The sequence below is a fragment of the Levilactobacillus wangkuiensis genome, assembly GCF_016861605.1.
Classification (GTDB): domain Bacteria; phylum Bacillota; class Bacilli; order Lactobacillales; family Lactobacillaceae; genus Levilactobacillus; species Levilactobacillus wangkuiensis.
On the sequence record NZ_BOLM01000001.1, the window covers coordinates 1 to 21,196 of the forward strand.

The 21,196-nt window shown below is 50.3% G+C and carries 15 protein-coding genes; 11 read left to right on the forward strand and 4 right to left on the reverse strand.

Features of this window, described 5'->3' with window-relative positions:
- Positions 1-291 precede the first annotated feature (291 nt).
- From argS to JUF13_RS00035, 7 genes are all read left to right on the forward strand, one after another.
- A complete protein-coding gene (argS, locus tag JUF13_RS00005) occupies positions 292-1,983 on the forward strand; it encodes an arginine--tRNA ligase (RefSeq protein WP_203637195.1) in 1,692 nt (563 codons plus the stop codon).
- A 621-nt stretch (positions 1,984-2,604) separates the two neighbouring features.
- Positions 2,605-3,843 carry an arginine deiminase gene (gene arcA, locus JUF13_RS00010; protein ID WP_125763242.1) on the forward strand — a complete coding sequence of 413 codons (1,239 nt, stop codon included), beginning with the start codon at positions 2,605-2,607 and terminating at the stop codon, positions 3,841-3,843.
- Between the two features lie 36 nt (positions 3,844-3,879).
- Positions 3,880-4,911, forward strand: a complete 1,032-nt coding sequence (argF, locus tag JUF13_RS00015) for an ornithine carbamoyltransferase (RefSeq protein ID WP_203637196.1) — start codon at positions 3,880-3,882, stop codon at positions 4,909-4,911.
- Positions 4,912-4,985: 74 nt separating this feature from the next.
- Positions 4,986-6,398, forward strand: coding sequence for an arginine-ornithine antiporter (gene arcD / locus JUF13_RS00020; RefSeq protein WP_203637197.1), 1,413 nt, complete (start codon positions 4,986-4,988; stop codon positions 6,396-6,398).
- A 12-nt stretch (positions 6,399-6,410) separates the two neighbouring features.
- The gene (locus JUF13_RS00025; protein ID WP_203637198.1) at positions 6,411-7,517 is read left to right on the forward strand and encodes an aminotransferase; all 1,107 of its coding nucleotides are present in this window, start codon (positions 6,411-6,413) and stop codon (positions 7,515-7,517) included.
- 22 nt (positions 7,518-7,539) lie between these two features.
- Entirely contained in the window at positions 7,540-8,484 is a 945-nt protein-coding gene (gene arcC / locus JUF13_RS00030) for a carbamate kinase (protein ID WP_203637199.1), read from the forward strand.
- 108 nt (positions 8,485-8,592) lie between these two features.
- The gene (locus JUF13_RS00035; protein WP_225893586.1) at positions 8,593-9,276 is read left to right on the forward strand and encodes a Crp/Fnr family transcriptional regulator; all 684 of its coding nucleotides are present in this window, start codon (positions 8,593-8,595) and stop codon (positions 9,274-9,276) included.
- 101 nt (positions 9,277-9,377) lie between these two features.
- On the opposite strand, the gene arcD (JUF13_RS00040) is transcribed toward JUF13_RS00035, so the two are convergent.
- Together arcD (JUF13_RS00040) and JUF13_RS00045 are read right to left on the reverse strand one after the other, a co-directional pair.
- Positions 9,378-10,841, reverse strand: coding sequence for an arginine-ornithine antiporter (gene arcD / locus JUF13_RS00040; RefSeq protein ID WP_373300790.1), 1,464 nt, complete (start codon positions 10,839-10,841; stop codon positions 9,378-9,380).
- A gap of 138 nt (positions 10,842-10,979) precedes the next feature.
- On the reverse strand, positions 10,980-11,693 hold the full coding sequence (locus JUF13_RS00045) for a B3/B4 domain-containing protein (RefSeq protein WP_203637201.1): 714 nt from the start codon (positions 11,691-11,693) through the stop codon (positions 10,980-10,982).
- A 282-nt stretch (positions 11,694-11,975) separates the two neighbouring features.
- Here JUF13_RS00045 and argR point away from each other — a divergent pair, with 282 nt between their 5' ends.
- Positions 11,976-12,449 (forward strand): arginine repressor, encoded by a 474-nt coding sequence (gene argR / locus JUF13_RS00050; RefSeq protein WP_125763228.1) that lies wholly within the window; start codon positions 11,976-11,978, stop codon positions 12,447-12,449.
- Positions 12,450-12,551: 102 nt separating this feature from the next.
- Positions 12,552-15,056: an excinuclease ABC subunit UvrA gene (locus JUF13_RS00055; protein ID WP_203637202.1), complete on the forward strand. Its 2,505-nt coding sequence runs from the start codon at positions 12,552-12,554 to the stop codon at positions 15,054-15,056.
- A gap of 55 nt (positions 15,057-15,111) precedes the next feature.
- Here JUF13_RS00055 and JUF13_RS00060 read toward each other — a convergent pair whose 3' ends face one another.
- Positions 15,112-15,348, reverse strand: coding sequence for a hypothetical protein (locus JUF13_RS00060; protein ID WP_125763224.1), 237 nt, complete (start codon positions 15,346-15,348; stop codon positions 15,112-15,114).
- Positions 15,349-15,416: 68 nt separating this feature from the next.
- Entirely contained in the window at positions 15,417-16,826 is a 1,410-nt protein-coding gene (locus JUF13_RS00065) for a C69 family dipeptidase (RefSeq protein WP_203637203.1), read from the reverse strand.
- A gap of 1,201 nt (positions 16,827-18,027) precedes the next feature.
- Here JUF13_RS00065 and JUF13_RS00070 point away from each other — a divergent pair.
- Together JUF13_RS00070 and asnB are read left to right on the forward strand one after the other, a co-directional pair.
- Positions 18,028-18,726 carry a Crp/Fnr family transcriptional regulator gene (locus JUF13_RS00070; protein ID WP_203637204.1) on the forward strand — a complete coding sequence of 233 codons (699 nt, stop codon included), beginning with the start codon at positions 18,028-18,030 and terminating at the stop codon, positions 18,724-18,726.
- Positions 18,727-18,872: 146 nt separating this feature from the next.
- Positions 18,873-20,756, forward strand: coding sequence for an asparagine synthase (glutamine-hydrolyzing) (gene asnB / locus JUF13_RS00075; RefSeq protein WP_203637205.1), 1,884 nt, complete (start codon positions 18,873-18,875; stop codon positions 20,754-20,756).
- The last annotated feature ends 440 nt before the right edge of the window (positions 20,757-21,196 follow it).

Here is a 21,196-nt window from a genome sequence, read left to right on the forward strand (position 1 = left end):
GGAAATAAGGCACGAAACCAAAGTTCGGTTTCGTGCCTTATTTTTGTTCTACAGAGGCTAGTTATGTCACAGCCTCTTTTTGTCGTCTACAAGCCCCATTTGGCCCCCTAGAGTCCAGTCCACTGGTTATTAGCATAATTATATGGCCCCCGATAGAAGCGCGCTGAGGCACAACTAGCAGGCATTTAACGTAGGTAATTTGTGACACAACACCTTTGACGCCCTAGGGAATTAGTGTACACTGAGATTAATCATCTTGATAATTTTTGAACTACAGGGAGGAATTTTCGTATGGACTATAAACAGAAGGTTATTACGGCATTGGCGAACGCGTTAGACGGCCAATTGTCGGCGGAAGAGATTGCGTTGAAGCTTGAAAAGCCCAAGACGTCTGATCTTGGGGACATGGCGTTCCCCACGTTTGCACTAGCTAAGCTCCTGCACCGGGCACCGCAACAGATTGCCCAAGATTTGGCCGAAAAGATTGATTCAAGTGACTTTGAACGTGTCGTGGTTGCCGGTCCATACTTGAATTTCTTCTTTGATAAGGGCCAATACAGTGCTGCGACGCTGGAAAATGTCTTGAACGCCGGCGCTTCCTACGGCCAAAACAATGATGGCAACGGTGGGAAGGTGCCCATCGACATGTCTTCACCAAACATTGCCAAGCCAATGTCCATGGGGCATTTACGGTCGACCGTGATTGGGAACTCGATTGCTGAGATTCTGACCAAGAACGGCTATGCCCCCATCAAGGACAATCACCTAGGCGACTGGGGCACCCAATTTGGGAAGCTCATCACGGCCTACAAGCTGTGGGGGAACGAAGCTGACGTTAAGGCTGACCCCATTAACAAATTAGTTGAATATTATGTTCGCTTCCATAAAGAGGATGTGGACAAGCCTGAATTGGACGATGAAGCCCGTGAATGGTTCAGAAAGCTGGAAAATGGCGACCCTGAAGCGCACCGTCTCTGGAAATGGTTCCGGGAAGCTTCATTGGAAGAGTTCAACGACGTCTACAAGAAGTTGGGTGTAACGTTTGATACCTACAACGGGGAAGCCTTCTACAACGATAAGCTGGAAGAGGTCGTTCAAATCCTCAAGGACAAGCACCTGTTGGTTGAATCACAAGGCGCCCAAGTCGTTGACCTCAGCAAGTACAACCTGAACCCAGCACTGATCTTAAAGAGTGATGGGGCATCACTATACATCACGCGGGATATTGCGACCGCGCTGTATCGTGACCGTGAATATGCACCAGCCAAGAACTTATACGTTGTTGGCTCGGAACAAACGTATTACTTCCAGCAGTTAAAGGCCGTTCTGTTAGAAATGGGCCTGAAGTCAGCGCCGAACCTGCAACACGTGCCATTTGGGCTGATCACCGTTGATGGGAAGAAATTGTCAACGCGTTCCGGCCGGATCATTCTGTTGGCTAAGGTCTTGGAAGAATCCGTCGAGCTGGCTGAAAAGGAAATCAACGAGAAGAATCCTGATTTGGCCAACAAGTCAGCGGTCGCGCAACAAGTTGGGGTCGGTGCCATCGTCTTTGGTGATTTGAAGAACGAACGGACCAACAACATTGACTTCGTTTTGGCAGATCAACTGAAGTTCGAAGGGGAAACCGGTCCTTACGTCCAATACGCCCATGCCCGGGCCGAAAGCATTCTGCGGAAAGCTAAGGCAACCACAATTACGGCGGATGCCAACCAGGTCACCGATCCCGAAGCTTGGGATACCATCAAGGCCCTGGCCGACTTCCCAACCATGGTCAAGATGGCCTGTGACGAGTTAGAGCCTTCCGTCATCGCCAAGTATGCCATCCGCTTGTCCAAGACTTTCAACAAATACTACGCGCACTCCAAGATTCTTGCGGATGATGCCGGCTTACCAGCCCGGTTAGCTTTGGTTAAGTCCGTCTCAATCGTCGTCAAGGAAAGCTTGCGCTTGTTGGGCGTTAAGGCACCAGACGAGATGTAGTCCGCACCTAATAGAAAAATTAATTTAGCAAAGAGCGTTCAAGTCCTCGTGACCTGAGCGCTCTTTTACTAGTCTCAGGGGCTGACAAACGTTAAGAGAAGTGACCAGCCACTTATTTGTGATTAAATTACTAACAGCCGCGGTGCCACAACCGGTCTGGAGCGTTTTACCTGAATAATACTCAGTTTATACATTATCTTTACAATGAAAAAGCCAAAGTTCTTTTACAAGGAAAGTTAACGAAAAAGCCCTCAGCCAAGAAAATCATGTAATCACTAATGCCACTGTAAAAGCATCGACAAGTTATGGAAAGCCTTTAATAGCAACGATATAAATCGAAAAGAGTTGTCTTTTCGTCAATGACGTTGCCTCTGAAAAGTCATGCAAAGAAATGATCTGCAAAAAAATGTAAGAAAAACACAAATTAATTTTATGTAAAAAAGTCTATTTTTACTAATTTTTACCAGTCAAAATGAATGAATAATGTATATTTTGGACTGAATATACATTCCACTCTTAAAATGTGAAATCCTTCGCATTTTGAATGCTAGCCATTTAATGTTAGCGTTTTCATTTCGAGATTATACTCTGTCTTGTAGTTAAGCAAGGGAGGAAACAATGATGACAACACCTATCCATGTAACATCTGAAATCGGTAAACTGAAAACGGTTATGCTGAAGCGTCCGGACGTTGAAGTAGAAAACTTCACGCCAGATATGATGTCACGGTTACTGTTTGATGACATTCCATATTTACCAATCGCCCAACAAGAACATGACAACTTCGCTAAGGTTCTTCGCGAAAACGGGACTGAAGTTCTGTACTTAGAAAAATTATCCGCCGAAGCCTTAGACGATGGTGGCGAAGAAGTTAAATTAAATTTCTTGCAACAGATGTTAACTGAAAGCGGCTACATGGCCGGCACGATTCATGATGTCCTGAAGGAATACTTACTTTCCCTCGACACACAAGCAATGGTTAACAAGATTATGGGTGGGGTTCGTAAAGACGAACTGGACTTCACACCTAGTGACCTGGTTAGTGCCGCTGAAGACAGCGACTACCCATTCTTTATGGACCCAATGCCTAACCTGTACTTCACTCGTGACCCAGCGGCTTCAATCGGGGATGGTTTAAGCATTAACCACATGACGTTCGCTGCTCGCCAACGCGAATCACTCTTTATGGAAACCATTATCAAGTACCATCACCGGTTTGCTAACAAGGGCTTGAACGTTTGGCGCGACCGGAACCACACCACCCGTATTGAAGGTGGGGACGAACTGGTTCTGTCCGATCACGTGATGGCCATCGGAGTTTCACAACGGACTTCTGCCAATGCCATTGAAGACATTGCCCGGAACCTGTTCAAGGACAGCAACTTCGATACTGTGATTGCTATCCGGATTCCACATAACCACGCAATGATGCATTTGGACACGGTGTTCACCATGATCAACACCGACCAATTCACGGTTCACCCAGGTATCTTAGGCGAAGGCGGTCACATCGACACCTGGACCATCACACCTGGCAAGGGCACTGAAGACTTACACCTCGAACACAAGACGGACTTGAAGCAAGTTCTGAAAGACGCCTTAGGTTTGGATGACTTAGACTTAATCCCAACCGGTAATGGTGACCCAATCGTCGCTGGCCGTGAACAATGGAATGATGGTTCTAACACCTTAGCCATTGCCCCTGGTGTCGTCGTTACCTACAACCGGAACTATGTTTCTAACGAATTACTTCGTAAGCATGGCTTGAAGGTTATTGACATTCTCTCAAGTGAATTATCCCGCGGTCGTGGGGGTCCTCGTTGCATGAGTATGCCATTGGTACGTGAAGACTTAAAGTAAACAATTAATTTTAAAATTAGAGGAGATTGATTAATCATGGCACAAGATTTCAAGCAAAATGTCTTTCAAGGTCGCAGCGTTTTAGCTGAAAAGGACTTCACCGCAGAAGAACTCGAATACTTGATCGACTTCGGTTTACATTTGAAGGCTTTGAAGAAGGCCGGCGTTCCTCACCACTACTTGGAAGGTAAGAACATCGCCTTACTCTTTGAAAAGTCCTCAACTCGGACCCGTTCAGCATTCACCACTGCTGCTATCGACTTAGGTGCTCACCCAGAATACTTGGGCCAAAACGACATCCAATTAGGTAAGAAGGAATCGACTTCTGACACTGCCAAGGTCTTAGGCGGCATGTTCGATGGGATTGAATTCCGTGGGTTCAAGCAAAGCGATGCTGAAATCTTAGCTCGCGACTCAGGTGTGCCAGTTTGGAACGGTTTAACCGACGAATGGCACCCAACCCAAATGTTGGCTGACTTCATGACCGTTAAGGAAAACTTCGGTACCTTAAAGGGCTTGACCTTAACCTTCATGGGTGATGGCCGGAACAACGTTGCCAACTCTCTGCTGGTTACTGGTGCTATCTTAGGTGTCAACGTCCACATCGTTGCCCCTAAGGAACTGTTCCCAACTAAGGAAACCCAAGACTTGGCTCAAGGCTTTGCTAAGAAGTCCGGTGCTAAGCTCCTGGTTACCGATGACTTGGATGAAGGTTTAGCAGGTTCCAACGTGGTTTACACCGACGTTTGGGTATCCATGGGCGAAAGCAACTGGGAAGAACGGGTTAAGTTATTGAAGCCATACCAAGTTAACATGGCTGCTCTTAAGAAGACTGGTACCCCAGATGACCAACTCATCTTCCTGCACTGCTTACCAGCATTCCACAACACCGAAACCCAATACGGTCAAGATGTTGAAAAGAAGTACGGCATTACTGAAATGGAAGTTACTGAAGAAGTCTTCACTAGTAAGTATGGGCGTCAATTCGAAGAAGCTGAAAACCGGATGCACTCCATCAAAGCGATGATGGCCGCAACTTTAGGTAACTTGTTTATTCCTAAAGCTTAACGAGTGATTAAAGACGGGCTAATCAGAGCGATTAGTCCGTTTTTTATTGCAAACACGAGGAAAAGAGTGAGAATATGGATGAAAATAAAGGATTATCTCTGGGCGCGTTAACGGCGGCCGTCGTCACTAGTTCAATCGGTTCAGGGGTCTTTACCTTAACCAGTTCACTGGCTGGCGGTGCTGCACCTGGCCCCGTTCTGTTAGCGTGGTTGATCGTTGGATTTGGGATTTTAATGTTAGCGTTGTCACTAAACAACTTATTATTAAAGAAGCCCGATGCTGAAGGAATCCACGCCTATGCCCAAGAGGGGTTCGGTAACTTTGCCGGATTCGTGAGTGGCTGGGGTTACTGGCTGAGTGCTTGGCTGGGGAACGTGGCCTTTGCCACCGTCCTCATGAGTTCTCTGGGGTACTTCCTGCCAATGTTCAAGGGTGGCCAAAATGTGGCTTCCGTGATCTTGGCCAGTGTCGTTTCCTGGGCGCTGACGTTCATCGTTAACCGCGGGGTTGAATCCGCTGCGGCAGTGAACACGATTATTACGATTTGCAAATTGATTCCACTGTTTGCCTTCATCGTTGTCGGCATCTTCGTCTTCAAGGGTGGCATGTTCACGGCGCACTTCTGGACGAACGTGACCTCTGGCGTTGCCGGTGGTAGTGATATCTGGACCCAATTCAAGTCTTGCTTGATGATCATGATGTGGGTCTTCGTTGGGGTTGAAGGGGCAAGCATGCTGTCTTCTCGTGCCAAGAGCAAGAACGATGCCGGCCGGGCAACCATCATCGGGATCATTTCCTTACTGGTCATCTACGTTTTGGCTTCTGTTTTACCTTATGGTTACCTGTCACAAAACGAATTAGCTAAAATCAACCAACCTGCCATGCTCTACATTTTCCAAGACATGGTCGGCAAATGGGGCGGGGCCTTCATCAGTGTTGGTTTAATCATTGCCATCTTAGGGGCATGGTTATCCTGGACGATGTTGCCAGCCGATACCACCATGTTAATGGCTGAAGAAAAACTCTTGCCTAGTTACTTTGGTAAGAAGAACAAAAACGGTGCACCAACGTTCTCACTGGTGCTGACTGCTGCCTTAATTCAAATCTTCCTGTTAGTGCTGTTATTCTCTGAAGAAGCTTACAACTTTGCGCTTTCCCTGTGTACCGCTGCTATCGTGGTGTGCTACATTTTCGTGGGGATGTACCAAGTGAAATTCTCTGCGCAAAATAAAGATACAAAACAGATGTGGATCGGGATCTTTGCCTTAGCCTTCCAAGTTATTGCCATTACCTTAGCTGGGTTACACTTCCTGTTACTCTGCTGTATCGGTTACATTCCAGGCCTATACTTCTACTACCGTGCCAAAAAAGAATTCGATATTGATGATGGGAAGCTGACCAAAGCTGAAATCATCTACTCGACCTTGATTGTCATCGGTGCAATCGCCGGGGTCGTCCTGGTTGCAATGGGACTCATCACGATTTAGGAGGAACGGCACATGGATATCGATGGATTTGGTGTTGAGGAATGGTTGAACGTTCACGAACGCGAGGCGACCTATGATTTGGCCCAGAGCACGATCACGTCGTTTTCAATGAATGAACTGGTTAATCTGACCAAAGATAACACCTATGATGAATTAGACCAACAGAAAATGAATTACGGCTGGATCGAAGGCTCACCGACCTTTAAAAAAGAGGTCAGCAAGCTGTACGATCACGTTGATGCCGCTAACATCCTGCAAACGAATGGGGCCACTGGGGCTAACCTGTTAGCGCTGTACGCTTTGATCAAACCGGGCGACCACGTCATCAGTGTTTACCCAAGTTACCAACAACTGTACGATATTCCGCGGTCACTGGGTGCGGACGTCAGCTTCTGGAAGTTACAGGAAAGTGAAAACTGGTATCCGGACATTGAAGAGCTGAAACGCTTGATTCGCCCTGACACTAAGATGATCTGTATCAACAACGCCAACAACCCGACCGGGACGATTCTGAACCGGGACTTCATGGAACAGGTCGTTGCCATTGCCCGTGAAGTGGGCGCCTACGTGCTGGTGGATGAAGTTTACCTGCCATTCGATGAAAGCGTTGACTTTGCGCCAATCGCGGACCTCTATGAAAAGGGGATTTCCACCAACTCGCTGTCGAAGACCTACTCGATGCCGGGGATCCGGGTCGGCTGGACGGCCACCAATGCCGAACTAGCCGAAACCTTCCGCAAGTACCGGGATTACACCATGATTTGTGCCGGGGTCTTCAGTGATCAGGCGGCTTGCCTGGTCCTCCAGAACCGCGACAAGGTGTTGGCTCGAAACCGTGAGATTGTCCAAAACAACCTGAAGATTTTCAAAGATTGGGTTGCCAAGACGCCCAATGTGAGTTGTGTCTTTCCGAATGGGGTCTCAACCTCATTTGTTAAGCTCGAAACCAAGACGTCTAGCCTGGAATTCTGTCAAAACTTACTCCGGGATACCGGCGTTCTGCTGGTTCCTGGGGAAGCCTTCGATGTTCCGGGACACGCCCGCCTGGGGTACTGTGCCCCAACGGAAACGTTGAAGAAGGGCTTGGCTGTTTTAGCGGATTACTTGAATAAAGATTAAACAAAGACGAGGAGAATTGATTATGACAAAGCGTAAAATTGTTGTGGCCCTTGGCGGTAACGCCATCTTATCAAAGGATGCTTCTTCGGAAGCCCAACAAGCTGCTCTGCGGACGACCGCAAAGTACTTGGTGAAGTTCGTTGAACAGGGGGATGACCTGATTATTTCCCACGGGAACGGTCCCCAAGTTGGAAACTTGTTACTGCAACAGGCTGCCGGGAGTACTGAAAAGAACCCCGCAATGCCATTGGATACTGCCGTTGCCATGACGCAAGGGAGCATCGGTTACTGGATGCAAAACGCTTTGGACGAAGAATTGGCCGCAGCCGGAATCACCAAGGATGTTGCCACGGTGGTTACCCAAGTTGAGGTTGACCCTAAGGATGGCGCCTTCACGTCACCAACGAAGCCAATCGGTCCCTTCTACAACCAAGCCGAAGCTGAAAAGTTACAGAAGGAGCACCCAGAATACACCTACGTTGAAGACGCAGGCCGAGGCTACCGTCGCGTTGTGCCATCACCAAAGCCAATTGGTGTGAACGAATACCGGGTCGTGGACACCTTAGTTGGTGCCGGCGTCATTCCTATCTCCGTTGGGGGTGGTGGCGTGCCCGTGGTCCGTGAAGGCAACCGCCTCGTTGGTCGCGAAGCCGTTATCGACAAAGACTTTGCCTCAGAAAAATTAGCTGAATTGGTTCACGCCGACCTGCTGATCATCCTGACGGCCGTGGACAACATTTACGTGAACTTCAACAAGCCAGATCAAAAGAAGCTGGAACACGTCAGCATCCAAGAACTGGAAGACTACGAAAAGGATAACCAATTTGCCAAGGGGAGCATGCTCCCTAAGGTCCAAGCCGCTGTCGACTTCGTTAAGAACAGCAGCCATGGCCAAGCCGTTGTGACCTCACTGGAAAACATTGGTGAATTCCTCGAAAACGGTCAAGGAACCATCATTTCTAAATAGTTAGCGCACGTCGCTGATCAAACTAGCAATTTTTTGATGATCGGTGCTGATAATCCTCCCGAATTACGTTATGATGAAATAAGTCATAACGCGTTTGGGAGGATTATTTTGATTATACGAAAGAATGAATATCCACAATATTTACAGCTTTTGAAAAAAAATCCCGAGTTTAAAGATTTTACCAGTGAAGAGTTTGCCGTGATTCAAAATAAAATGCGGGTCCGGAGCTATCCGAAGGGCCAGTTACTGTTCAATCAGGCCGATCCGCGCGCAAACTTTTATTTTTTGGCGAAAGGCTTGTTGAAGACTGAGCGAACCGATGAATCCGGGAATGAGTTTTTCTACGAATTTATCAATGAGACGAAGGGATTTCCCTACCGGGGGATGTTCCACGACCATGACTATTCCTATTCGGTCACGGGCATGACGGCGACCGAAATCATTTCGATTCCGATGGCAGACTTCGAAAGTCTCTTGATGAAGAACAAGAAGATGATGCGGAATGTCATCCTGGAAATGGGGCAGATCATCAACGAAAATGAGAATCAATTACAGTTGATGGTGAACTCCAGTGCCAGCAGTCGCGTGCGCAACGGCCTCAAGGTTCTCGGCCAATCCATTGGTAAACCAGGGGCTGATGGCACGCGCCTGATTCCCTACCCCATTACGTTGATCGAGCTCTCCCAAATTTCCGGGACCACCCGCGAGACCGCCAGCCAGGTAGTCAAAGAACTGGTTGCCGGTGGGCAAATTACCTATGAGCGCAAGTATTTCACCTTATTGAACAATTAGAGTGGCAGCCATTACTGGCAACGCAATCGTTGCTACCAAAAAACGCTGTCACATCAACCAAACGGTTGATGTGACGGCGTTTTGTTTACCCATCAATTCGACTAGAGGCGCAGGGAACCATTGAAGAGGCTGATCAAGGCCAACACGGCACAGCCCAGGATGATGGCCATTCCGGCCCATTCCTTGTGGGACAGCATTTTGCCGCCCTGGGTGCGGTGTTTACGCGCCATCAGGAAGAGAATACTTCCGGGAATGTAGGCGATGGAACAGAAGATTAGGTATTTAATTCCGGAGAAGTAGACGGCCGTACTTTCGAAGAGCAGGGCGCCAATCCCAATCCACAGCTGGAGCTTGTTGCCCGCTTCCTGCAGGTGATGCCAGGAAAACTTGATTTGGTAGGCCGCCACCAGGATGTAACAGATGGTGATGGCAACGGTACACATCGAGTAGGCAATTTGGTAAGCGCGGTCCGTGAAAATTAAGGTTAAGAGAAAGAATTGAATCAGGGCACTACTGGTAATCAACGAAATGGTAGCGGTGCCGTTTTTGTTCTTGCGACTGAAAATCTTGGGTAAGAGTTCTTGCTTGGACATTAAGCGAATCGTTTCTGCGGGGAGCATAGTCCAGGATAACCAGGAACCCAGGGTTGAAATAATCAGGCCTAAGCTGATCATCGCGCCACCCCAGGAGCCGACCATGTCTCTGAAAATGTAAACCATGGCGGGTTGCTTCATAGCGGCCAGCGTTTGCCGGTCGAAGTAGCCGTACGGGAGAACGGAAGCTAGGATGTAAATGACCACCAAGCCACACAGGCCAATCAACGTGGCCTTACCAGCATCGGATTTCTTGTTCGCCCGCGAGGAGAGCATCGTGGCCCCTTCAATCCCGACGAAGACCCACATCATAATGATGAAACAGCTCTTGATCTGCGAGCCAATCGAACTAGGTGCGATGGCCCCCTGTACGTTAGATTGGACGTTGCCCCAGAAGTTGACGGTGAAGACCTGTCCCTTGAACAGGATAATCGCAATCACAATGAAGACAAACAGGGGGATCAGCTTGCAGACAGTGATCAGAGAATTAATAACGGCGGCACTTTCAATCCCGTGATTGACCAGTAGCGTCAGTAACCAGAGGATAATACTGGTGACAATGACGGACGGAATCTTATTGCTGCTGTTGAACAGGGGAATGAAGTAGCCGACCGCATTCATCATCACGGTCGCAAAGGCCACGTTACCCATCCAGGCAGAAATCCAGTAGCCCCAGCCACTGACGAAGCCCGTGTATTTGCCAAAGCCTTCCTCGGCGTAGGAGAAGATCCCTTCGAGGTCGGGGCGCTTGGTGACGAGATTGTTCAGTGACAGGGCCAGCATCAGGGTTCCAAAACCCACGATGCCCCAGGCAATAAGGGCGGGTCCAGGTGAAGCGGCGACCGCTAAGTCAGAAGTTAAGGCGAAGATTCCCCCACCAATTGAAGAGGAGATAACGGTTGAAATCAGTGCAGTGAGGCCTAGTCCGTGACTCGGCCTGGCAGGGGATTCGGGTTCTGACAGCGTTGACATTTTCATAATAGAAACGATCCTTTCAGCCTGACGAGACGCTCGCCAGACTCCTATGGGGAATATAAAACAACTTCGGAAATTAATGCGCTTACATTTCGAAACGGAAACCTTGGTCGCCCGTCATTCGCTGATAATCGGTTAGTCTTTGAACGTAATGGCTGGGTGTGCTTTGGTCACAAGGGTGAGGCTGGTTTCCAAGCCTAAGTAGTCGTGCAGTCGTTGTTGCAGAGCCTGAATGGCTTGGGTGTGATCCTCTTGCCGCGCTGGATTGACGTTTTCCATGTAGAACAAAAGATTCTTGGAGTCCTCGGTAGCTTCGACGCGAGCACTGTCACGCCAAGCCCAGCAACGAGAAATGACATCGTGGGCGTCATGGTAGATGACCTCACCAGGTAGGGCCGTTTCAACCTCGTCCTCACCGATTGGCCGGAAGGGTTCGCCACCCTCGGCGACCGTCAAATGAATGTCGCCCTGAATCTGATCCATATCCTCCGCTGCAACGGGGAAGGCCCATTCGAGCGAAACGGAATTGTAGATGTCCACGACGGGGTTGATGTTGCCAACCCCCTTGCCGTTCTTGGCCCGCTTCAACAGGCTTTCAACGGCGCAGCGCGCACCTTTTTTGGTCTTGAACTGTTGAAAGGCATTTCGCCAGTCTTGGATCACGGCATTCTTACTGATGGGATCATTGGGAACCCAGCGCGTTGCGGCCGCTTCATTGGCAGCGGATAAAAGCGTTGCCGGAACCTGACCGTTATCATGATTGTCCACATTGTGTGCGGTTAAAAATGCAATTTCGACTTCGGGGAAAATTTCCCAGAACGAGTCGTCAACGATAAAATTTTGTGACATTCTGAATGCCTCCTAGACGTGAATAAATTACACTTCTAAGTATACAGTTTTTAACCCGTCGTACCAGTGATTTTAGCGATTTTTTTCAAAATTTAATTTTTAATTTCTTCTACTATATTTCATTAAAAATGTTATTTTAAAATGGGGTCGTTTGGGTGGTAAATAATTTTGCGTTCGTCGGTGATTTTTGCTACAATGTGGCTAATCATTATGCATAAAAACCGGTATTTTATACATTTATATCTAGTGTAAGGCAACGTTTATACAATGGGGGCGGATTTAGTGAAAAAGAGTATGCGACAGGCACACATTGAACGATTAATTAATCAGTATCCAATTGGGACGCAAGAAGAATTAATGACCCATTTGGAAGAGGTAGGTATTCAAGCCACCCAGACCACTATTTCCCGGGATATTCGGGAGATGCAGATCGTTAAGTCTCAGGATGGTCACGGCCATTTACGCTACACGATTTTTAAGGCCGGCAATCGGAGTGAGGAAGAGCACCTGCGAGAAACCATTAATGAGGTGGTTGTCGGCATCACACGGGTAGAATTCGTGAACGTGATCAAGACACAACCCAGCAATGGAAATCTGCTGGCCGCCATTTTCGACGACCTCGACCTGCCGGAAATTACGGGGACCTTGGCGGGGCATGATACGATTTTTATTATTAGTCCGACTGAAGACGTGGCAAAAAAGTTGCATGATCAGATTTTAAAGGACGTCAATCCGGACATTATTAGTCATTTGTAGCTTGGTGGTTCTGCGAAAGTAATTGGTAAGCGGCTGAACCAACGGAATTTCTGCGAGAATGGTATAGTGAAATTAGAGTCCATTTTCAGAAAGGAGTTTTCCATGCCAACTAATTTACCCACACACATCAAGGTGCGCGGCGCTAAGGTCAACAATCTTAAGGACCTGGACGTCGACATCCCCTTAAACCAATTCGTCGCTATCACCGGGCGGAGTGGATCCGGCAAGTCATCCCTGGCGATGGGTGTGCTCTACGCAGAAGGGGCTCGGCGCTACCTAAATGCGCTCTCGACCTTTACACGGCGGCGCATCAACCAGATGGGGAAGGCCGCAGTTGAATCCGTCGAGTACCTACCTTCAGCCTTAGCGTTACGTCAACGGCCGCAGGTGCCCGGGGTCCGCTCGACCGTCGGCACCATGTCCGAGAGCCTGAATATTTTACGACTAGTCTTTTCTCGGCTGGGGTCACCGGTTTGTCCCAACGGCCATCAGGTGCCGTCGACGCTAGCTGTCGCGGAAAATGATGGTTACGTGACCTGCCCGACCTGTGGCGTCACATTCCGGGCGCCCGGCGCAGAAGACTTTGCGTTTAACTCAGGTGGGGCTTGTCCCACCTGTGATGGGCTGGGCGAGGTCCGGCAACTGGACGCGTCCCTGATTATTGGCAACGAGGATCAGACGCTTCAGGAAGGGGCCGTGGCTTCCTGGCACCTGCCCGGCCGGAACTTCATGCCCATCGTGGCCAACGCCATCGGTATTCCCATCGACGTTCCTTACAAGGACCTGAGTGACGCGGATAAACAGCGCGTGCTCCATGGAAAGAAGCAGTTCGTGGCTATCGACATCCCCAGCAGCAAGGGGAAAATCTTCCACATGGATAAGGCCGTTTACGAAAGCGCCTTTGCCGCAGTGGAGGACAGCATGGCCACCAGCAAGAATGAACGGACGATTGCCAAATTAAACAAATTTTACACGTTCGATACCTGTCCAACCTGTCACGGCACCCGGCTGAATCCAGCATTGCTCAAGCAGAAATTAGTCGGCAAGAATATCGCGGAAGTGTGTGACCTGCCCGTCAATGAGCTGCGGCAATTTGCCGGGACCATTGTGGACTGGTTGCCCGCTAAGATGCAGGGCATCGGCCAGAACTTGGTCGACGAATTACTGTTGAGCCTGCAACCAATGGTGGATCTGGGCTTGGATTACCTCACGCTAAGTCGTCCCGGCGCTACCCTGTCGACCGGGGAACTCCAACGGATTCAACTGGGACGCACGTTACGGAGTGCCACGACTGGCGTGCTCTACGTGTTGGACGAACCTTCCGTGGGCTTGCATCCCGCCAACGTCACCGGATTGATTAAAGCCTTCCGGGGCTTGGTGGCGCAGGGTAATTCCGTGGTCGTGGTCGACCATGATACCCGAATCATTGGCGCGGCCGATTACGTGATTGAAATTGGCCCCGGTGCCGGCAAAACGGGCGGGACCGTCGTTGACCAGGGGACCGTGGCCGAGGTGGCCCACAGTCAGCAATCACTGATTGCACCATTTTTAAACGGGACCGCCCAACTGCGCGAACGGCCGCAGCTCGACGACCAGACGCTTTGGCAAAAGGGCAGTCTGAGCCTCGAGGTGCAGCACCGTTTCAACATTGACGATGTTGCCGTGAAGTTCCCGAAAAATCGCTTGACTACGGTCACGGGGATGAGTGGGGCCGGTAAGACGACGCTGGTACTCGACAGTCTAATTCCCGCCATTGAGGCGGACGTGGCCCATCGCACGTTGCCCAAGCACGTCACCCAGTTGGACCGTGCCGGCATTCGTCACGTGGTCAAGGTGGATTCCGTCCCGGTTGGCAAGAATGTCCGGTCGACGGTGGCCACCTATACCGATATTTTGGACCGGTTACGTAAGCTGTTTGCGGCGACCTCGGCGGCGAAGAAACAGGGCTATACCAACAGTCGTTTCTCGTATAACGTCAAGGCGGGGGCCTGCCCCACGTGTAACGGGACCGGTCAGATTTCCCTCGACGTCCAATATTTGCCAGATATCACGGAGGTTTGTCCCCAGTGCCATGGGCAACGCTACAATCCAGAAACGCTGGCTGTGACCTGGCATGGCTATAGCATTGCGGACATTCTGGCTCTGTCCGTCGATGAGGCATTACCAATTTTTGCGACGGAAAGTGGAATCGAACAAACCCTGCAGACGCTACATGACATGGGGCTGGGCTACCTCTTATTGGGGGAGAGCACGCCAGCATTGTCCGGTGGCGAGGCGCAGCGCTTGAAGCTGGTCTCACGAATCGGCAAACGCCAGACTGGGACGCTGTTTATCTTCGATGAACCCACGGTCGGCCTGCACCCGCTGGATATCCAACAATTGGTTAAGGTCTTTGACCAGCTGCTTCAGCAAGGGGCCACGGTGATTGCGATTGAACATGACTTGGACCTGATCGCCAACGCGGACTACGTGATTGACATGGGACCCGGTGGCGGCATCAACGGGGGCCACTTGGTCGCAACCGGCACGCCTACAGCGGTCAGTCAAGCCACGGAAAGTGTCACCGGTAAATATTTAAAGGACCAATTAAACTTATTTAAAAAATAGACTACAAAAAAGCGCATCGCCGGCAGAAATTTTGGCGATGCGCTTATTTAGCAAATTAAAGTTTTTTGGAAACGGTGTAACGTTTGGTCGTTGACGGTTCTGTTCGATCGGTCAACTGTTGTTCCGCCAAAAAGATATCGAACGATGGCTCCCCGTGTTCGCTCTTGACGACCAGGACGTGACCGGACTCATCATGCCGTTCCTGGTAAATCTGGGCCGTTTGCACGGCTTCGTGATAATCGTGAAAATTACCAATTGAATCTCCTGGGTTGAAAAGGACTACTTCATCCATCTAATCATTCCTTTCGAGGCTAGCTGCTAATTTCATTATAGCGCATTCCTTTTGAAAACGATACCAATTTACAAGCCGGCATCCATGGTAAAGGTCAGGGCGGAAAGGTCGGCATTGGCCTGAACTAATTTACCCGTCTGGACTTGAATGGCTTGAGCCAAGGCATCGGCCGTCTCGGCGTTGAACTGGCCGAGAGAAGCAGCGGAGACGGTGGCTTGTTGGTCGCCTAAATGTAAGCGTTGGTAGCCGGCCGCTTGCGTTTGGTTCAGGAAGTCGGCAAGTAGCTTGCGGTTCTGGTGGTAATGCGCCTCGCTCAAAACGTCGAGTAACTTGTTGGCCCAGTAGGGGTTCTGGCCATTGTAAGCGGCGTTGTCCTCGCCGTATGCCAGACCCACTTGATCACCCTGTGCATAGAAAGGCAGGTAGGGACTGAAGGCGGGGTTGCCGAGACATTGCCAAACGACGCCGGCCAGGACGGGCGCCACGTTGCGGCGAATCTGCAGGATGTGTGAGTTCTGGGTCCGTGACAGGCCGACCGCCCGGAACTGGTGCTTGGCCTCTTCGCTACCAGTGCCCAACGGATCGAACGGGGTTTCTTGGTAGTGGGAGCCCAAGAATTGTTCAACGGCGCCGACGCTGATTTTACGTTCGGCGTGCCGGATGAATGGCAGGTCTTGGCTGCTAGGATTCTCCAGGGCGCTCGGGGTGAACAGCTTGTGACCGTACCAGACCCGTGGTGTGTTGTAGTGCGCATCGTCAATCGTTTGGGTACCGAAGATGTGGCGGGAGTTGAAACGATTGCCATCGGGGTTCAAGCGGTTTTCCTGAACAAACTGGCGGATACCCGGGGAGGTCAAGAAGTTCTTGGTGTCAATGAAGTCGACGTCCTCAATGGCCAATTGGTTGGCAACCACGGCGTAGGCGTCGTCGGGGATGCGCTGGGCGACCCAGTGATGCCCACTGACGATTTCCATGTACCAAACCTCTTCGGCGTCACTGAAGAGGACCCCGTTGGTTTCGGCAGCCCCATTTTCCGTGACCAGTTGGCCCAGCCGTTGAATCCCGGCCTGGGCGGAGTCGACGTAAGGCAGAACGACCGTTAGCATAGCGTCTTCGGCGATGCCGTCCGTGACTAGTGGATCGATGCCCAAGACGCGGCTATTGGTATAGGCACTTTCGGTCGCGCTCATGGCCACGTTCTGGTCGTTGATGCCGCTCTCCTCAAAGTAGCCTTCGCTCGGGTCATTGTCGGGCATGGCCGTGTAGTGGTAAGCCTGTTCGGGTAACGTCGTGGTAAACGCGTTACCTTTCGAAACAAAGTGGCGGTCGCGGTCCTCGTTAGCGGGATGGACGACGGCCCGTTTTGGCCAAATGGCCACGAAGTTATCTTCGTTACGGGCAATCAGTGTGCTACCATCTAAAGTAGCAAGTTTACCGGCTAAAAACGAGGTGCAAGCCTGATGGGTATGACGGTTCATAATAATTCCTCCTCATAGAATGTCGTTAAGCACACTATAACACACGCGTGGCACGGGATAAACCGCTATCATTGTGAAAGGGATGGGGCATTTCGCCAAGAGTGAGGCGTCAGCCACCGGTAACCGCTAATAGTTTGATAGAATGGACTTAACTTGGTCGTTGTCTGGCGCCTCCGGGCTGGTGAAAACCGCGCCTAGTCGCGTCCGTTCCCGCCGACGAGCTCAAGGCGCCCTGCTATGGGGTCGGTTACAGCCAAAGGACGGGCTTCCACCTCGATTTTGAGCCGAAGAGCGGTCTCAAAAGTCGCCCCGTGGACTAGGCTGGAAAAGAACTCCAGCCAAGGCCACCGACACAGCTGGGCGCCTTGGCTCGTCTCTGGTCACTTCCACGACTGGCCCAGTTTTCCCATCCCTGCGGCTGACACGGGTTAAGCCCATTATCAAACGGCTATCGGCGGTTGGCAGTGACTGACAGAGACTGTCGTTCCCGGCGGCAGATTCAACCACCCCTGCTATGGGGCCGGTTCCAGCCGAAGGGCGGGCTTCCACCTCAACTTTGCGCCTGAGAAGCGGTCGCAAAGGTTGTCCCATGGGCTAGGCTGGAAAAGAACTCCAGCCAAGACCATCGACACAGCCGGGGTGGTTGATCTGCCTCTGGTCACTAATTCTGTCCTCGCTGGCTCATTTTCACCAGCCCTGCGGCTGACACTGGTTTAGTCCATTATCAAACGGTTATTAGCGGTGGCTGGTGGCTGTTATTGGGGTGGTTGAGTAGTTTGTCCGCGATGACTCATTCTCACCGATTTTGCCGGTAACACACAGTGGTCCGTGGTATCAGTGATTTTCAGTAATTTGTAATTGCAAAAATTAGCAATAATGTTATGTAAATGCTAGTATTGCGGCATTCAAAGCCAGACGGATTGGCATTGGTCTAGTGAAAAACGGTGGTCAATGTCAGTGACCAGAGGCGGGCCAAGGTGACCAGCTGTGTCGGTGGTCTTAGCTGAGTGATTTTCTCAGGTTAGAGCACGGGACGACCTTGGAAACTCGCGGTTTTGGCGAAGTTTCAAGGCGAGGCGGAGGACCGTTCCACAGTCCGGAGTCGTTCCCCACAGCAGGGCACTTTGAGCCCGCCGCCGGGAACGGAATCAACCCATCATTTCTCACTAGACCAATCGAAAAAATTTAAGGAGATGCCGAAATGGTACATGAACATCATCATGAATCAATCGAACAAGAACTGGAATGTGTTTCCCAGGTGACCATTTTTCAGCGCTTGTCGGCGGATCAACTGACGTCGGTGGCTCAGGTTACCCGGCCCGTCATGGCCAAGAAGGGCGGGACGGTGTTTAGCACCGGAGAAGTTTCACAAACTCTGTACATCGTCAATGTGGGTCAGGTACGCCTATACCATTTGGGCGAAGATGGTCGGGAACAGGTCTTGCGGGTACTGAATCCGGGCGACTTCATTGGTGAAATCGCGCTGTTTACGGATGAAATTCACAGTTCATACGCTGAAGCTACCAAGGACAGCGAGTTATGTACCATTTCGCGAGCTTCCCTGACAGCCTTGATCAAGCAGATGCCACCGCTGTCCATGGCCTTGCTGGGGGCGCTAGCGGACCGGTTGAAGACGGCGGAACGACAGGCCACCTTGCTGGCCATTCCGGACGCGCTCCCACGGTTAGCCGGCTATTTACAAGAAATTAGCGGGCATCAGTCCGGCGTCATTGATCTACCAATGAGCAAGCAGGACCTGGCCGCTTACCTGGGCATGACGCCAGAGTCCTTGAGCCGCAAGCTTCGGCAGCTGGTCAAGGACGGCGTGATTGAGACCATTGGTCGTCGTCAGGTCAAAGTGATCAACACGGATCAATTGGCTGAAGTGGCGCCAGAGTAACCGGAGTTTTAGCTATCCATTAAGAATCCTTAATATTATGGTATTCCCGAAATAAATTTGCTAAAATGATGGGTGTTGTGTTTCATTTAATTTTTAATGAACGACTAAATTAGGCGATAAGAATAAAGGAAAAAGGGGATACGCACATGTGTGGATTCGTTGGCTATGTGAATCAAAAAGATGTTCCGACTAATACCATCAACAGTATGGCAGATCGGATTAAGCACCGGGGGCCGGATGACGAGGCTTTCTTCCACGACGAACAAGCCGTGATGGGTTTCCGCCGGCTGTCGATCATCGACTTAGCCCATGGTAAACAACCCATGTATAACCGGGATCAAACCAAGGTTTTGACCTTTAACGGTGAAATTTATAACTATCAAGAAATTCGGGCCGACTTACAAAAGTTGGGTTACGAATTCCAAACTGACGTGGACTCAGAAGTCTTGATTCACGGGTACGATGCTTGGGGTCCTAAGCTGTTGGACCGCCTGCGTGGGATGTACGCCTTCGCCATTTATGACAAGACGAAGAACGAAGTCTTTGGCGCACGGGACCACTTTGGTATCAAGCCAATGTACTACTACGATGATGGCGAGACCTTCCTGTGGGCCTCTGAAATTAAGGCGTTCCTCGAACACCCTAACTTTAAGAAGGAATTCAACGAAGCCCTCTTGCCAATTCATTTGAGTTTTGAATTTATCCCATCACGGGACACGATGTTCAAGAACGTCTACAAGGTTTTGCCTGGTCAATACTTCATTCACCATGCCAATGGCGAGACGGAAACGCACCGTTACTACAAGTTCAACTACGATCACATCGACAACAGTCAGACGGTTGAAGAGGATGCCAAGAAGATTCGCGGGATTGTTGATGAATCCGTCAAGACCCACATGATCGCCGACGTTGAGGTTGGGAGCTTCCTGTCCAGTGGGATTGATTCTTCCTACGTGTTGAACGAAGCTTCTAAATTAAAGCCAATCCAATCCTTCTCCTTAGGGTTCAAGAATTCTAAGTACAGTGAATTGAGCTGGTCAACCGAATTTGCCAAGGAAATCAAGCAAAAGAACACGCCACTCTACATGACTGGTGACGATTACTTTGACATTTTGCCAACGATTATGTACTACATGGATGAACCGTTATCCAACCCATCTGCCATGCAACTGTACTACCTGTCCAAGGGGACGCGTGAATCCGTTAAGGTGGCGCTGTCTGGTGAAGGGGCCGACGAATTCTTCGGTGGCTACAACACTTACTTGGAAGCCATTCCATTCGAACGTTACCAGAAGTGGGTACCTAAGGGCATTCGGAAGATGCTGGGTGGCATCGCTGAAAAATTCCCTCGCTTCCATGGTCGGCGGTTCCTGGTCCGTGGGGCACAGCCATTGAGTGAACGCTACTACCGGGTCAACTACGTCTTCGATTACCATGACCGCAACAAGATTCTGAAGAACCCAAGCCTGAACCAAGACGCTGGGGCTTACACTAAGCATTTCTTCGATGACGTTAAGGGCCTGGATGAAATGACGCAGATGCAATACTTTGATATCAACACCTGGTTACCTTATGACATTCTGCACAAGGCTGACCGGATGAGTATGGCAAACTCACTTGAAGTGCGGACGCCATTGGTTGATAAGGAAGTTGCGAAGTTTGCCGCCACCATGCCAGTGAAGACGCGGATTCACGCGGATGAAACCAAGGTTTCTCTGCGGACCGCTGCCGAGGCTGAGTTACCAGAACGGGTGGCTAAGAAGGAAAAGATGGGCTTCCCATCTCCAATTGCCACCTGGATCAAGACGGAACCTTACAAGTCACGGATCATCGAAGCCTTTAATTCCGACGTGGCCCACAAGTTCTTTAACACGGACGCCCTGATGGATATCTTACACGAACACATCAACGGTAAGTCTAGCATGCAAAAGATCTTCACCATCTACACGTTTATCTTATGGTACGAAGTTTACTTCCCAGAAGACACGACGGCTAAGACGGTGGACCTGGTTCGCCGCACGCAAATTTAATTTAAAACGGCATAGCTTTTTGGCTGGCCGATAACGATCAAGGTTGCTATTGGACTCGTCCGCTAACAACCTTGATTGTGTTTACTTAGCTTTTTTCTGGTCCAACGATTGGTGAAAATGGACCAGAACGCTGTGGGCAATTTCCGTTCCCGGCGGCGGATTCAAGGTGCCCTGCTGTGGGGTCGGTTCCAGCCGAAGGGCGGGCTTCCACCTCAACTTTGAGCCTGAAAAACGGTCTCAAAGGTTGTCCCATGGTCTAAGCTGAGTGAGAAACCTCAGCTTAGACCATCGACACAGCTGGTCACCTTGATCCGTCTCTGGTCACTGAGACTGACCACGCTTGGTCCGTTTTCACCAGCCCTCCGACTGACACCGGTTGCGGATCGGAAATCGCCTGTAACACGGGTGTTCATGGCAGTAATTGTGAACACCCGTGCTGG